General features: G+C 65.3%; 14 protein-coding genes. 12 read left to right on the top strand and 2 right to left on the bottom strand.

Annotated elements, in window-relative coordinates:
* Nucleotides 1-81 precede the first annotated feature (81 nt).
* A complete protein-coding gene (gene lpdA, locus AC5P5M_RS05370; protein ID WP_495205629.1) occupies nucleotides 82-1,890 on the top strand; it encodes a dihydrolipoyl dehydrogenase in 1,809 nt (602 codons plus the stop codon).
* 781 nt (nucleotides 1,891-2,671) lie between these two features.
* Here the strand turns inward: lpdA and AC5P5M_RS05365 are convergent.
* Nucleotides 2,672-3,490 carry a hypothetical protein gene (locus tag AC5P5M_RS05365; RefSeq protein ID WP_053518741.1) on the bottom strand — a complete coding sequence of 273 codons (819 nt, stop codon included), beginning with the start codon at nucleotides 3,488-3,490 and terminating at the stop codon, nucleotides 2,672-2,674.
* 460 nt (nucleotides 3,491-3,950) lie between these two features.
* Here AC5P5M_RS05365 and AC5P5M_RS05360 point away from each other — a divergent pair, with 460 nt between their 5' ends.
* The 9 genes from AC5P5M_RS05360 to AC5P5M_RS05320 all read left to right on the top strand — a co-directional run bounded on the left by AC5P5M_RS05360 (nucleotide 3,951) and on the right by AC5P5M_RS05320 (nucleotide 11,151).
* Nucleotides 3,951-4,316 carry a hypothetical protein gene (locus AC5P5M_RS05360; RefSeq protein ID WP_180876808.1) on the top strand — a complete coding sequence of 122 codons (366 nt, stop codon included), beginning with the start codon at nucleotides 3,951-3,953 and terminating at the stop codon, nucleotides 4,314-4,316.
* Between the two features lie 30 nt (nucleotides 4,317-4,346).
* Nucleotides 4,347-5,147, top strand: coding sequence for a F0F1 ATP synthase subunit A (gene atpB, locus AC5P5M_RS05355; protein WP_053518739.1), 801 nt, complete (start codon nucleotides 4,347-4,349; stop codon nucleotides 5,145-5,147).
* Between the two features lie 73 nt (nucleotides 5,148-5,220).
* A complete protein-coding gene (gene atpE, locus AC5P5M_RS05350; RefSeq protein WP_005411133.1) occupies nucleotides 5,221-5,526 on the top strand; it encodes a F0F1 ATP synthase subunit C in 306 nt (101 codons plus the stop codon).
* A 106-nt stretch (nucleotides 5,527-5,632) separates the two neighbouring features.
* Nucleotides 5,633-6,103: a F0F1 ATP synthase subunit B gene (locus AC5P5M_RS05345; RefSeq protein ID WP_053518738.1), complete on the top strand. Its 471-nt coding sequence runs from the start codon at nucleotides 5,633-5,635 to the stop codon at nucleotides 6,101-6,103.
* A 2-nt stretch (nucleotides 6,104-6,105) separates the two neighbouring features.
* Complete coding sequence (locus AC5P5M_RS05340) at nucleotides 6,106-6,633, top strand: F0F1 ATP synthase subunit delta (protein ID WP_053518737.1); 528 nt, start codon at nucleotides 6,106-6,108, stop codon at nucleotides 6,631-6,633.
* Nucleotides 6,634-6,677: 44 nt separating this feature from the next.
* Nucleotides 6,678-8,225 (top strand): F0F1 ATP synthase subunit alpha, encoded by a 1,548-nt coding sequence (atpA, locus tag AC5P5M_RS05335; RefSeq protein WP_053518735.1) that lies wholly within the window; start codon nucleotides 6,678-6,680, stop codon nucleotides 8,223-8,225.
* An 81-nt stretch (nucleotides 8,226-8,306) separates the two neighbouring features.
* Entirely contained in the window at nucleotides 8,307-9,170 is an 864-nt protein-coding gene (gene atpG / locus AC5P5M_RS05330) for a F0F1 ATP synthase subunit gamma (RefSeq protein ID WP_053518734.1), read from the top strand.
* Nucleotides 9,171-9,208: 38 nt separating this feature from the next.
* A complete protein-coding gene (gene atpD, locus AC5P5M_RS05325) occupies nucleotides 9,209-10,615 on the top strand; it encodes a F0F1 ATP synthase subunit beta (RefSeq protein ID WP_049429233.1) in 1,407 nt (468 codons plus the stop codon).
* A gap of 113 nt (nucleotides 10,616-10,728) precedes the next feature.
* A complete protein-coding gene (locus AC5P5M_RS05320; protein WP_005419509.1) occupies nucleotides 10,729-11,151 on the top strand; it encodes a F0F1 ATP synthase subunit epsilon in 423 nt (140 codons plus the stop codon).
* 67 nt (nucleotides 11,152-11,218) lie between these two features.
* Here the strand turns inward: AC5P5M_RS05320 and AC5P5M_RS05315 are convergent, their stop codons facing one another.
* Nucleotides 11,219-11,602, bottom strand: coding sequence for a GtrA family protein (locus AC5P5M_RS05315; protein WP_053518733.1), 384 nt, complete (start codon nucleotides 11,600-11,602; stop codon nucleotides 11,219-11,221).
* 81 nt (nucleotides 11,603-11,683) lie between these two features.
* On the opposite strand from AC5P5M_RS05315, the gene glmU reads away from it, so the two are divergent.
* Entirely contained in the window at nucleotides 11,684-13,051 is a 1,368-nt protein-coding gene (gene glmU / locus AC5P5M_RS05310; protein ID WP_065175197.1) for a bifunctional UDP-N-acetylglucosamine diphosphorylase/glucosamine-1-phosphate N-acetyltransferase GlmU, read from the top strand.
* Nucleotides 13,020-13,571: a GNAT family N-acetyltransferase gene (locus tag AC5P5M_RS05305; protein WP_476340355.1), complete on the top strand. Its 552-nt coding sequence runs from the start codon at nucleotides 13,020-13,022 to the stop codon at nucleotides 13,569-13,571. The genes glmU and AC5P5M_RS05305 overlap by 32 nt, the downstream gene beginning before the upstream one ends.
* Nucleotides 13,572-13,655: the final 84 nt, after the last annotated feature.

The raw sequence follows: 13,655 nt of genomic DNA, 5'->3' as shown, positions 1-13,655 counted from the left end.
GCCGTCGCCCTTGGCGCGGCCGCCTGACGAAACGCAGTGACAGCCCGCCGGCCACCCCGGCCGGGCATGAGGAAAACCACCATGGCCACGATTGAAGTCAAGGTTCCCGACATCGGCGATTACAGCGATGTGCCGGTGATCGAAGTGTTGGTCGCCGTCGGCGATACGGTGAAGAAGGACCAGGGCCTGGTGACCCTGGAATCGGACAAGGCCACGCTGGAAGTGCCGTCCTCGGCCGCCGGTGTGGTCAAGGAACTGAAGGTCAAGCTCGGCGATACGCTGTCCGAGGGGGCCGTGGTGGTCCTGCTGGACACCGAAGGAGCCGCCGAGGCCCCGGCCAAGGCAGCCGCACCTGCGCCTGCGGCCGCCGCCCCGGCCAGCAAGCCGCCGGTGACCCCGTCGCATCGTGCCCCGGCCGAACCGGCCGCACCGAAGCCGGCACTGGCCAGCGGCAAGCCGGCCGACATCGAATGCGAGATGGTCGTGCTGGGCTCCGGCCCGGGCGGCTACACCGCCGCGTTCCGCGCAGCCGATGTCGGCCTGGATACGGTACTGGTCGAGCGCTACGCCAGCCTCGGCGGCGTCTGCCTCAACGTCGGCTGCATTCCGTCCAAGGCACTGCTGCATGCGGCGGCGGTCATCGATGAAGTCGCCCATGCCGGCGATTTCGGCGTGGAGTTCGGCAAGCCGACGATCACGCTGGACAAGCTGCGCCAGTACAAGGAAAAGGTCGTCAACCAGCTGACCAAGGGTCTGGCTGGCATGGCCAAGCAGCGCAAGGTGCGCAACGTGCAGGGTGTCGGTCGGTTCCTGTCGGCCAACGAGCTGGAGATCACCGCCGCTGACGGCAGCACGCAGCTGCTGCGCTTCCAGAAGTGCATCATCGCCGCCGGTTCGCAGGCGGTGAAGCTGCCTAACTTCCCGTGGGGCGACAAGCGTGTGATGGATTCCACCGACGCGCTGGAGCTGGCCGAAGTGCCGGGTTCGCTGCTGGTTGTCGGTGGCGGCATCATCGGCCTGGAAATGGCGACCGTGTACGGTGCGCTGGGCAGCAAGGTTACCGTGGTCGAATTCATGGACCAGCTGATGCCGGGCGCCGACAAGGACCTGGTCAAGCCGCTGGCTGACCGCCTGAAGAAGCAGGGCATCGACGTTCACCTGAAGACCAAGGCGTCGGGCGTCACCGCCGATGTCAAGGGCATCACCGTGACCTTCGAGGCGGCCGAGGAAGGGCAGTCGCCGGCGCTGGCGCAGGGGACCTTCGACCGCGTGCTGGTCGCCGTGGGTCGTTCGCCGAATGGCAAGAAGATCGATGCCGAGAAGGCTGGCGTGCAGGTCACCGAGCGTGGCTTCATCCCGGTTGACCGGCAGATGCGTACCAACGTGCCGCACATCTTCGCCATTGGTGACATCGTCGGCAACCCGATGCTGGCCCACAAGGCCACGCACGAGGGCAAGCTGGCGGCTGAGGTGGCGGCCGGCCACAAGAAGGAGTGGGTGGCCCGCGTGATTCCGTCGGTGGCCTACACCAATCCGGAGATCGCCTGGGTGGGCGTGACCGAGACCGAGGCCAAGGCCAAGGGCCTGAAGGTCGGCGTGGCCAAGTTCCCGTGGGCGGCCAGTGGCCGCGCGATCGGCATCGGTCGCACCGAGGGCTTCACCAAGCTGATCTTCGACGAAGAGACCCACCGCATCATCGGTGGCGCGATCGTCGGTGTGCATGCCGGTGACCTGCTGGCCGAGATCGGTCTGGCGATCGAGATGGGCGCGGAAGCTGAAGACATCGGCCACACCATCCATGCCCATCCGACGCTGAGTGAATCGGTGGCGATGGCTTCGGAAATCTACGACGGCACGATCACCGATCTGTACATGCCGAAGAAGAAGTAAGGCGCTTGCGCCGGGCCATGCCCGGTGAAACGGAAAGCCCGGCGAAAGCCGGGTTTTTTGTTGGTGGCTTCTGTGGCTTCGGTGACTGTGGTCGCGAGCTTCCGGGCCGCTGCGCGGGTGGCAGGCATTTGGACACATGTCCCCCGTCGCCAGCCTGCGGCGGTCGCCTCCTCCTTTACTGTGTCCAAACGCCTGCCACCCACGCAGCGGCTCGGCGTGCGGACGCTCCAGCAGAGCCAGTTCAACAGACGCGTGGAGGCCTGGCACGCGGAGGGAGAGGGGGCTGCGTGCGAAGTAAAGGAGGAGGTGACGGCCACAGGCCGGCGCCGGGGACATTCGCACGCAGCCTCCTTTTCCTCCTGCGCGCCCGCGATCCTGCGATTGCGGCATGTGCGATCGCGAGCGTCCGGGCCTCTGCGTGAGCGGCAGGCGCTTGGATAAATGTCCCCCGCCGTCCGCCTGCGGCGGTCGCCTCCTCCTTTACTTTGTCCAAACGCCTGCCACTCACGCAGCGGCTCGACTTGCGGACGGTCCAGCCACAGCGCCACTTCATCAGACGCGTGGAGGCCTGACACGCGGAGGGAGAGGGGGCTGCGTGCGAAGTAAAGGAGGAGGTGACGGCCGCAGGTCGGCGCCGGGGGACATTCGCATGCAGCCCCCTCTCCCTCCAGCGCTTCGACCATGCCGCTTTTACCCCGGCAGGACAAAGCAGCACAAAAAAACGCGGCCCCCGATGTTCCGGAGGCCGCGCCAGGAGAGAGTGCGATGGAAGGGGCAGGAATCAGAACACGAAGCTGACGCCGGCCACCGGGCCCTTGAATTCCTGCTTCAGACCGATGGTGCCGTCGCTGCCCTTCTTGTCCGCATCCAGCTTGAACCAGTCGTAGCCGGCGAACAGGCCGAAGTTCTTGGTCAGGCGGTAATCGACGATGGCATTGGCGCGGCTCAGGTCACCCTTGTAGTCGTCGAAGCTGCCCCAGCGGGTGTTGAGGTACTGACCCTGCAGGGTGATCATCCACTTCTCGGACGGGGTGAAGCTCAGGCGTGCACCGACCACCGGTGCCACACCGTCGGTCTTCTCGTCCAGGAACTGGCCTTCATACACGGTGCCCAGGTCCGCATAGCCCTTGGTGCTGACCTTGGCGTACTCCGCACCCAGCTGCAGGCCCAGATCGAAGGTGTCGGTGTCGACAACGGAGTAGTCGTAGACCAGGCTGGCCACCTGGTACTTCAGCTCGGCCTTGACGAAGCTGTCAGCCGGCACGTTGACGCCGCCGAAGGAGATGTCCTGGCCCAGCGTCTCGCGCCGGTCCTTGTCGTACTTGAAGTAGTTGAACAGGAAGCGCTGGCGGTCGCTGAGGCGGAACATGCCGTCTACCCGCGGTTCCCATTCCTTGCCGCCGAGCTTGAAATCTTCCGAGAAACCGACGTCCTGGCCGGCGACAGTGGTGTTGCCGCGCAGCGTGTTGTCCGAATCGATGTTCATCGCACCCAGGCGCAGGGCGAAACGGTCATCGCCTTCGGCGGCATGGGCGGCGCTGGCGAACGATGCGCCGGCGGCAAGCAGGGAGAGGGCGAGCAGGGTGGGGACGGAGCGCATCGAAGAGTCCTTGCAGTGGTTCATCAGAATGAAGCCCACTGTGCAGGACGCGCTCGTCCACCATGCGTGAACGTATGGTCGATGGCGTGTGCACGGTTCAGCGCTGTCACGACCATGAAAAAGGATGGCCCCGGAGCCGGGCTTCGGGGCCATCGTGGACCTGCGGGGCGAAGCGTCGACGAGGTTGCTGCAGGCAGGTCGGAAGGTCGGACCGGCAAGGTCGCGGAAAGTTCCCAGGCGTGCGACCAAAGTTCAATACGCTGCACCGCAGCATCATGTGGACGTCATTGTCCCTTGGGTGGCGCGCAAAAATGTAACCGTTACCGCAACTTGCGCCCTTCCGGGATGAACAGGCAGCGGTTGTCTCGCAAATTGTCCCATTGCTATAATTTGGCGGCTCGATGAGGCCCCCCTGCTGTAGCCGCCTCAGCCCTCCACTTGCAACCACGCGGGACGTCCTGTGCTGAACTCCGTTGAAGCGGGTCGGCGACTGATGCTGCGCGCCGCGGTCTACCCGCTGGCCGCAGTGGCTGTCCTGGCCCTGGCCTTCCTGCTGGTAGGGCCGAAGTACGCGCTCGGTGCCCTGGCATCCGGCGTGGCGATCTCGGCCGGTGGCTGGGTCGCGGCACGGATGGCGCTGGGCGGGGGTGCCCTGGCTGCGGGGTCGGCAATGGCACGGCTGATCATTGCGATCGTGGCGAAGTGGGTAGTCGTTTTCGGCGTCCTGCTGGTGGGGTTCCTGGTCTTCAAGCTGCCTGCATTGGCGCTGTTGGCCGGTATCGCCGTCGGCTTGATGTTCCAGGTCCTGGCGATGGCCAGGCGTTGACAGAATTCAATTAACTAAGGTTCCGGACACATGGCGGGCGAGGCTCTAACCCCTACCAGCTACATCCAGCATCACCTGCAGAACCTGACCGCACCGGTCGGCAACGGCGACGGGATGTTCTGGCATATCCACGTCGATACCTTCCTCACCGCGGTCCTGATGGGCCTGGTGATCGTGGTCGCCTTCTGGCTGGGCACCCGCAAGGCCACGGCTGGCGTGCCGGGCAAGTGGCAGGCCTTCGTGGAGATCTGCCTGGAGTTCGTCGACCGCCAGGCCAAGGACACCTACCACGGCAAGAGCAAGCTGGTCACGCCGATCGCCATCACGATCTTCTTCTGGATCCTGATGATGAACCTCATCAAGATGATCCCGGCCGACTTCATCGCCAAGCCGCTGGAGCTGGCGGGCATCCATTACTGGAAGCCGGTGCCGACCGCCGACGTCAATGCCACCCTGGGCATGGCCATCAGCGTGTTCTTCCTGATGCTGTTCTTCGCGCTGAAGTCCAAGGGACTGGGCGGCTTCATCAAGGAGTTCCTGACGGCTCCGTTCGGCAAGTGGATGATGCCGTTCAACCTGATCCTCAACATCGTCGAGTGGCTGAGCAAGCCGATCTCCCTGGCGATGCGACTGTTCGGCAACATGTTCGGCGGCGAAATCGTGTTCCTGCTGATCTGGGTGCTGGGTGGTGCCGGTTTCTTCGGCGCCATTGCCGGTGGTGCGTTCGGCCTCGGCTGGATGCTGTTCCACCTGCTGGTGATCCCGCTGCAGGCCTTCATCTTCATGATGCTGTCGATCGTGTACCTGAGCCTGTCGGAAGACGCTCACTGAGTTTCAAGCTTCAACGCGTTTCAACCTTCATCCGTTTCATCACCCTTAGCAACTTAAGTTCCTGGAGATAACCATGTACTTCGCCGTCCTGACCAACTTCGCGCAGATTCAGAGCTCCACCGCCCTCGCCGTCGGCATCATGATCGGCCTGGCCGCGCTGGGCGCCGGTCTGGGTCTGGCCATCATGGCTGGTAAGTTCCTGGAGTCGGCCGCCCGCCAGCCGGAACTGATCCCGGTCCTGCAGGTCCGCATGTTCATCACCGCCGGCCTGATCGACGCCGCGTTCATCATCTCGGTCGCCGTCGGCCTGCTGCTGGCCTTCGCCAACCCGCTGTCGGCCGCCTTCGCCGGTGCCGTCACCAAGGCTCTGGCCGGCTGATACAGCGGTTTGAGACGACCGGGTGCTGATGCACCCGGTTTCGGATGAAGGCCGGATGCGCCGCCCCGGCGGCGCGTCCACCCCGAAACCAGCGATCGAGCTAACCATGAATATCAATTTCACCCTTCTTGCGCAGGCGCTCGCCTTCGCTGGTCTGATCTGGATCATCGCGACCAAGATCTGGCCGCCGCTGATGAACGCGATCGAAGAGCGCCAGCAGAAGATTGCTGAAGGCCTCGCTGCTGCCGACCGCAGCCAGAAAGATCTGGCCCAGGCGCAGGAGAAGGTCAACGAAGCGCTGAAGGAAGCCCGCACCAAGGCCAACGAGATCATCGACCAGGCCCACGCGCGCGCCAACCAGATCGTCGACGCAGCCCGTACCGAAGCGATCACCGAAGCCACCCGTCAGAAGGAACTGGCCCAGGCTGAGATCGACGCCGCCGCCAACCGTGCCCGTGAAGATCTGCGCAAGCAGGTGTCCGCGCTGGCCGTGACCGGTGCCGAAAAGCTGCTCAAGCGCGAAATCGACGCCAACGCCCACAAGGCGCTGCTCGACGAGCTGGCCTCGGAGATCTAAGGATGAGCCAGGCCCTCACGCTTGCCCGCCCGTACGCCCGCGCCGCGTTCGCGACCGCGCGCGACGAAGGCGCGTTCGCGCCGTGGTCGGACGCCCTGGCGTTCTCCGCCCACGTCGCCGCCGACCCGCGCGTGGCGGCCCTGCTCGCCAACCCGGAGCTCGGTCGTGACGACGCTGTCGCCCTGCTGGCGCCGGCGACCCACGGCGAAAGCTTCTCGCGCTTCCTGGCCATCCTGGCCGAATCGCATCGTCTGCCGCTGCTGCCGGAGATCTCCGGCATGTTCGACGCCCTGCGCGCCGAAGCCGAGCACGTGGTCAAGGCCACCGTGACCTCGGCCGCCGAACTGTCGGCCGGCGAGCTGGACGCGATCAAGGTCGCGCTGCGCAAGCGCTTCAACCGCGAGGTCGATGTGACCACCGCGGTCGATGCCTCGCTGATCGGCGGCGCCGTGATCGACGCCGGCGACGTGGTCATCGATGGTTCGCTGAAGGGCAAGCTGGCCCGCCTGCAGACCGCGCTCGCTAACTGAATTCATTTAACGTCCGGCCCCGCTGCCGGCACTAGGACTTGACGATGGCAACCACGCTCAACCCCTCCGAAATCAGCGAACTGATCAAGAACCGCATCGAGAAGGTCAAGCTGGCCGCGGAATCGCGCAACGAAGGCACCGTGACCAGCGTGTCCGACGGCATCGTGCGCATCTTCGGTCTGGCCGACGTGATGCAGGGCGAAATGATCGAACTGCCGAACAACACCTTCGCCCTGGCCCTGAACCTGGAGCGCGACTCGGTCGGCGCCGTGGTCCTGGGTGACTACGAGCACCTGCGCGAAGGCGACGTCGCCAAGACCACCGGCCGCATCCTGGAAGTGCCGGTCGGTCCGGAACTGCTGGGCCGCGTCGTCAACGCGCTCGGCGAGCCGATCGACGGCAAGGGCCCGCTGGGCACCGACGTGACCGCTCCGGTGGAGCGTGTTGCTCCGGGCGTGATCTGGCGCAAGTCGGTCGACCAGCCGGTGCAGACCGGTTACAAGTCGGTCGACTCGATGATCCCGATCGGCCGTGGCCAGCGCGAGCTGATCATCGGTGACCGCCAGACCGGCAAGACCGCCATGGCGATCGACGCGGTGATCAACCAGAAGGGCACCGGCATCAAGTGCGTGTACGTTGCGATCGGCCAGAAGGCATCGACCATCGCCAACATCGTGCGCAAGCTGGAAGAGAACGGCGCCCTGGCCCACACCATCGTCGTGGCCGCCACCGCGTCCGAATCGGCTGCGATGCAGTACATCAGCGCCTACTCGGGCTGCACCATGGGCGAGTACTTCATGGACCGCGGCGAAGACGCGCTGATCGTGTACGACGATCTGTCCAAGCAGGCCGTTGCCTACCGCCAGATCTCGCTGCTGCTGAAGCGCCCGCCGGGCCGTGAAGCCTACCCGGGCGACGTGTTCTACCTGCACTCGCGCCTGCTGGAACGCGCTGCCCGCGTGTCCGAGGAGTACGTCGAGAAGTTCACCGAAGGCAAGGTCACCGGCAAGACCGGTTCGCTGACCGCGCTGCCGATCATCGAAACCCAGGCCGGCGACGTGTCCGCCTTCGTTCCGACCAACGTGATCTCGATCACCGACGGCCAGATCTTCCTGGAAACCGACCTGTTCAACGCCGGCATCCGCCCGGCCGTGAACGCCGGTATCTCGGTGTCGCGCGTCGGTGGTTCGGCGCAGACCAAGATCATCAAGAAGCTGTCGGGCGGCATCCGCATCTCGCTTGCCCAGTACCGTGAGCTGGCTGCGTTCGCGCAGTTCGCTTCGGATCTGGACGAAGCCACCCGCAAGCAGCTGGAACGTGGCCAGCGCGTCACCGAGCTGATGAAGCAGAAGCAGTACGCGCCGATGTCGATCGCCAACCAGGCGCTGTCGATCTACGCCGTCAACGAGGGTTACCTCGACGACGTGCCGGTCAACAAGCTGCTGGCGTTCGAAGAGGGCCTGCACGCCCACTTCGCCAACACCCAGGGCGAGCTGATCAACAAGGTCAACGCCACCGGTGGCTGGGACAACGATATCGAAGGTGCCTTCAAGAAGGGCATCGCCGACTTCAAGACCACCGGCAGCTGGTAACAGCGCATGGGGAACGGGGCCTGGCCCCGTTCCACCGTTGAACAACGCGGGGCATCAGCCCCGCGCCACGGGAAACAAGAGATGGCAAGCGGACGCGAAATCAAAACCAAGATCAAGAGCGTGCAGAACACCCGCAAGGTGACGCGCGCCCTGGAGATGGTCTCGGCCTCCAAGATCCGCAAGGCGCAGGATCGGATGAAGACCTCGCGTCCGTACGCGCAGGCGATGAAGCAGGTGATCGGCCACCTGGCGCAGGCCAGCACCGATTACCAGCATCCGTTCCTGGTCGAGCGCGAGCAGGTCAAGCGGGTCGGTTTCATCGTGATCTCCTCCGATCGCGGCCTGGCCGGCGGCCTGAACAACAACCTGTTCCGCAAGATGCTGGGCGAAGCCAAGGCATGGCAGGACAAGGGTGCGGAAGTGGATCTGGTGACCATCGGCCAGAAGGCATCGACCTTCTTCCGCCGCGTCAAGGTCAACATGGTCGGCAGCGTGACCCACATCGGCGACGTGCCGAAGCTGGAATCGCTGATCGGTGTGATCAAGGTCATGCTCGACGCCTTCACTGAAGGCAAGGTCGACCGCGTGTACCTGGTCTACAACCGCTTCGTGAACACCATGACGCAGAAGGCCAGCTTCGATCAGCTGCTGCCGCTGCCGGCGGCCGAGAAGCAGGTCGCGCACCACGACTGGGATTACCTGTACGAACCCGATGCCGCGACCGTGCTCGAGCACGTGATGACGCGTTACATCGAGTCGCTGGTGTACCAGGCATTGCTGGAAAACGTCGCCTCCGAACATGCCGCACGCATGGTCGCGATGAAGGCGGCGAGCGACAACGCCAACAAGCTGATCGGTACGCTGCAGCTCGTCTACAACAAGGCGCGCCAGGCAGCGATCACCCAGGAAATCTCCGAAATCGTCGGCGGCGCGGCAGCAGTCTGACCGCGTTCGTTCAAAGCACACATTTAGAGGATGCAGCAATGAGTCAGGGCAAGATCGTTCAGATCATCGGCGCGGTCGTCGACGTCGAATTCCCGCGTGAGTCGGTGCCGAAGGTGTACGACGCACTGAAGGTCGACAACACCGAAATCACCCTTGAAGTCCAGCAGCAGCTGGGCGACGGCGTGGTGCGTACCATCGCCCTCGGTTCCACCGATGGCCTGAAGCGCAACCTGGTCGCCACCAACACCGGTCGTGGCATCTCGGTGCCGGTCGGCGCCGGCACCCTGGGCCGCATCATGGACGTGCTGGGCCGTCCGATCGACGAAGCCGGCCCGGTCGCTGCCAGCGACAACTGGGAAATCCACCGTGCGGCACCGTCGTACGAAGACCAGTCCCCGGCCACCGAGCTGCTGGAAACCGGCATCAAGGTCATCGACCTGATGTGCCCGTTCGCCAAGGGCGGCAAGGTCGGCCTGTTCGGCGGCGCCGGCGTCGGCAAGACCGTCAACATGATGGAACTGATCAACAACATCGCCAAGGCGCACAGCGGTCTGTCCGTGTTCGCCGGCGTGGGTGAGCGTACCCGTGAGGGCAACGACTTCTACCACGAAATGAAGGACTCCAACGTCCTCGACAAGGTGGCGATGGTGTACGGCCAGATGAACGAGCCGCCGGGCAACCGCCTGCGCGTCGCGCTGACCGGCCTGACCATGGCCGAGTACTTCCGCGACGAGAAGGACGAGAACGGCAAGGGCAAGGACGTGCTGCTGTTCGTCGACAACATCTACCGCTATACCCTGGCCGGTACCGAAGTGTCGGCACTGCTGGGTCGTATGCCGTCCGCCGTGGGTTACCAGCCGACCCTGGCCGAGGAAATGGGCGTCCTGCAGGAGCGCATCACCTCGACCAAGAACGGTTCGATCACCTCGATCCAGGCCGTCTACGTTCCCGCGGACGACCTGACCGATCCGTCGCCGGCGACCACCTTCGCCCACCTGGACTCGACCGTGACCCTGTCGCGTTCGATCGCCTCGCTGGGTATCTACCCGGCCGTCGATCCGCTGGACTCCACCAGCCGCCAGATGGACCCGCTGGTCATCGGCCACGAGCACTACGACACCGCCCAGCGCGTCCAGCAGACCCTGCAGAAGTACAAGGAACTGAAGGACATCATCGCCATCCTGGGTATGGACGAACTGTCCGAAGAAGACAAGCAGGCCGTGTCGCGCGCCCGCAAGATCGAGCGCTTCTTCAGCCAGCCGTTCCACGTGGCCGAAGTGTTCACCGGTTCGCCGGGCAAGTACGTGCCGCTGAAGGACACCATCCGTGGCTTCAAGGCCATCGTCGATGGCGAGTACGACCACCTGCCGGAGCAGGCGTTCTACATGGTCGGCGGCATCGAAGAAGCGGTCGAGAAGGCCAAGAAGATGGCCGAGAAGGCCTGATCCGGGAGGGGCGGGAGCGATCCTGCCCGACCTGACGCCGGCGCCGGGCAGCCGCCCGGGCCGGTGGACCTCCACGGTGGCATCGCGCCACCGCGAACAGCGAAGAGATTTGCATGAGCACGATCCGTTGCGACATCGTCAGCGCCGAGCAGGAAATCTTCCGTGGCGAAGCGACCTTGGTCGTGGCCACCGGTGAGCTGGGCGAACTGGGCATCGCGCCCAAGCACGCACCGCTGATCACCCGCCTGAAGCCGGGCAAGGTGGTGGTGACCACGCCGAACGGCGAGCAGCTGGATTTCGCCATTTCCGGCGGCATCCTGGAGGTTCAGCCGCAGGTGGTGACCGTGCTGGCCGACACCGCGATCCGCGCGCAGGACATCGACGAAGCCTCGGTCCGCAAGGCCAAGGAAGAAGCCGAGCGCATCCTGGCCAACCGTGGTGAAGCCATGGAAGTGGCCGAAGCCCAGCAGAAGCTGGCCGAAGCCGTGGTCCAGTTGCAGGCGCTGGAGCGCCTGCGCAAGAACCTCAAGCACTGAGGCTCGCCACACCCACAGGAACGCCGGCCTCGTGCCGGCGTTTTTGTTTGTGCGCCATCACCGCCGGTCAGCGGTAGACCACGTGGCGCATCAGCAGGAACGACACCGCCGCCAGTCCGCCCTCGACCAGCGGCTTGGCCAGCCACGCGTAGCGCAGGCCCAGAGCCTGGTCGACCAGGCTGACCAGCAGCGTGCTGGCCGCCGTCAGCAGCAGCCACAGCGCGCAGAAGCGCGCAAAGCGCTTCCAGCCCAGCTTGTGCGTGCCCGGCTCGGCGAACGTGTAGCGACCGTTGAGCCAGAAGCCCAGCAGCATCCCCGCCAGCCGGCCCGTGACGTTGGCCGGTGCAACCGGCAACCCCAGTGCGGTGGCCGCCACGAAGACCACCCAGTCGACCAGCAGCTGCACGAGCCCGATGACGAGGTAGGTGCTTCCCTGGCGGATGAGGCTCATCGGCATGCTGAAGAAGGAGGGGCATCCATGTTAACGGGCCACGCTCTAGAATCGATGTCATCGAACCACGGATTCCCCCCCATGACCCAACCCCTGCACGTGATCATCCTGGCCGCAGGTGCCGGCAAGCGCATGAAGTCGGTGCTGCCGAAGGTGCTGCAGCCGATCGCCGGGCAGCCGATGCTCGCGCATGTCATCGCTGCCGCCCGCGAGCTCGACCCCGCTGCGATCCACGTGGTGTATGGCCATGGTGGCGAGGCAGTGCGGCGCCACTTCGCCGACCAGACCGACCTGCAATGGGCCGAGCAGGCACAGCAGCTGGGGACCGGCCACGCGGTCGCGCAGGCGATGCCGCAGGTGCCCGACGCCGCGCAGGTGCTGGTGCTGTACGGCGATGTGCCGTTGATCCGCGCGCAGACGCTGCGCGACCTGCTGGCGCAGCCGGGCCGGCTGGCCGTGCTTGTGGCCGATGTCGATGACCCGACCGGTTATGGCCGCGTGCTGCGCGACGCCGAGGGCCGGGTCGGCGCCATCGTCGAACAGAAGGACGCCAGCGATGACCAGCTGCGCGTGCGCACGATCAATACCGGCATCATCACCGCCGAATCGACCGCGCTGCGCCGGTGGCTCTCGCAGCTGTCCAACAGCAACGCGCAGGGCGAGTACTACCTGACCGACGTATTTGCCTTTGCAGCCCGTGAGTTCACCCCGGCCGAGATGGCTCTGGTGGCCGATGTGCAGGAAGCAGAAGGGGCGAACGATCCCTGGCAGCTGGCGCAGCTCGAGCGCGCGTGGCAGCGCCGCGCAGTACGTGCGCTGTGCGCGCAGGGCGCGCGCGTGCTGGACCCGTCACGGCTGGATATCCGCGGCAGCGTGACGGTCGGCAGCGATGTGCTCATCGATGTCGATGTCATTCTCGAGGGCAAGGTGGTGCTGGGAGATGGCGTGACCATCGGCCCGTTCAATCGACTCAAGGACGTGACGCTCGGGCCGGGCACCGAAGTGCGCGCGCACTGCGACCTGGAAGGGGTGGTCACCGAAGGTGCCGCATCGGTCGGCCCGTTCGCCCGGCTGCGCCCGGGCACGGTGCTCGCCGATGGCGTCCACGTAGGCAACTTCGTGGAGACCAAGAAAGTGACCCTCGGCGTGGGCAGCAAGGCCAACCACCTGACCTATCTGGGCGATGCGGTGATCGGCAGCAAGGTGAACATCGGCGCCGGCACCATCACCTGCAACTACGACGGCGTCAACAAGTCGACCACGACCATCGGCGACAATGCCTTCATCGGTTCCAACAGCTCGCTGGTGGCGCCAGTGCTGATCGGCGAGGGCGCCACCATCGCCGCCGGTTCGGTCATCACGCGCACCGCGCCGGACGGCAAGCTGACGCTGGCACGCGCACGGCAGGAAACCATCGATGGCTGGAAGCGGCCGGTCAAGAAATCCTGAGCCACGGGTTCCGCATGCCGACGAGCTCGGCGCGCTGCCGGCGATCGAACAGCGTGCCGGCGAACTGCTGAAGGGCCACGAAGCCTATCCGGTGTTCGCCGGCCACGGCCTGGATCTGCAGGCGCTGCGGGACGGCCTCCGGCGCGGCCAGCTGTGGGTGGTGGATGACGCCGACGGCGGCGGCATCGCCGGTTACCTGCTGGCAGGCGGGCTGTGCGGCGAATTCCATGTGCTGCAGATGGATGTGGACCCGGCGCATGCGCGTCGTGGCCATGGTCGTGCTTTGCTGCGGCACGCGTTGGCAATGGCCAGGACCCAGGGCTATCGCTCTGCGGTGCTGACGACGCTGGCAGACGTGCCGTGGAATGCGCCGTTCTATGCCGGCGAGGGATTCGTGGGGCTTGCGCAGGAGGAATGGGGTGACGGGCTGCAGGCCGTGATGGCGGAGGAAGCCGCATTGGGGTTTCCGATGCATCTACGGGTGGCGATGCGGCGTGTCCTGTCTTCGATGGATGGCTGAAGGTCGTTCCGGGGTGCCTTCGCCAATGATGTCGGGCAGCGTCGGGTCATGCCCGGCGGGCGGAGCGACCGCTTCCGCTTCCCG

The organism is Stenotrophomonas sp. YJH_SMC_106-19 (genome assembly GCF_059368375.1).
Note: the sequence above shows the minus strand (reverse complement) of the source record. Positions and strands in the feature narration are given on the sequence as shown.

Bases quoted from the DNA above. Each gene is read 5' to 3' on its own strand.
- lpdA (WP_495205629.1), top strand. From the start codon at position 82: ATGGCCACGATTGAAGTCAAGGTTCCCGACATCGGCGATTACAGCGAT.
- AC5P5M_RS05365 (WP_053518741.1), bottom strand. From the start codon at position 3,490: ATGCGCTCCGTCCCCACCCTGCTCGCCCTCTCCCTGCTTGCCGCCGGC.
- atpB (WP_053518739.1), top strand. From the start codon at position 4,347: ATGGCGGGCGAGGCTCTAACCCCTACCAGCTACATCCAGCATCACCTG.
- atpE (WP_005411133.1), top strand. From the start codon at position 5,221: ATGTACTTCGCCGTCCTGACCAACTTCGCGCAGATTCAGAGCTCCACC.
- AC5P5M_RS05345 (WP_053518738.1), top strand. From the start codon at position 5,633: ATGAATATCAATTTCACCCTTCTTGCGCAGGCGCTCGCCTTCGCTGGT.
- AC5P5M_RS05340 (WP_053518737.1), top strand. From the start codon at position 6,106: ATGAGCCAGGCCCTCACGCTTGCCCGCCCGTACGCCCGCGCCGCGTTC.
- atpA (WP_053518735.1), top strand. From the start codon at position 6,678: ATGGCAACCACGCTCAACCCCTCCGAAATCAGCGAACTGATCAAGAAC.
- atpG (WP_053518734.1), top strand. From the start codon at position 8,307: ATGGCAAGCGGACGCGAAATCAAAACCAAGATCAAGAGCGTGCAGAAC.
- atpD (WP_049429233.1), top strand. From the start codon at position 9,209: ATGAGTCAGGGCAAGATCGTTCAGATCATCGGCGCGGTCGTCGACGTC.
- AC5P5M_RS05320 (WP_005419509.1), top strand. From the start codon at position 10,729: ATGAGCACGATCCGTTGCGACATCGTCAGCGCCGAGCAGGAAATCTTC.
- AC5P5M_RS05315 (WP_053518733.1), bottom strand. From the start codon at position 11,602: ATGAGCCTCATCCGCCAGGGAAGCACCTACCTCGTCATCGGGCTCGTG.
- glmU (WP_065175197.1), top strand. From the start codon at position 11,684: ATGACCCAACCCCTGCACGTGATCATCCTGGCCGCAGGTGCCGGCAAG.
- AC5P5M_RS05305 (WP_476340355.1), top strand. From the start codon at position 13,020: ATGGCTGGAAGCGGCCGGTCAAGAAATCCTGAGCCACGGGTTCCGCAT.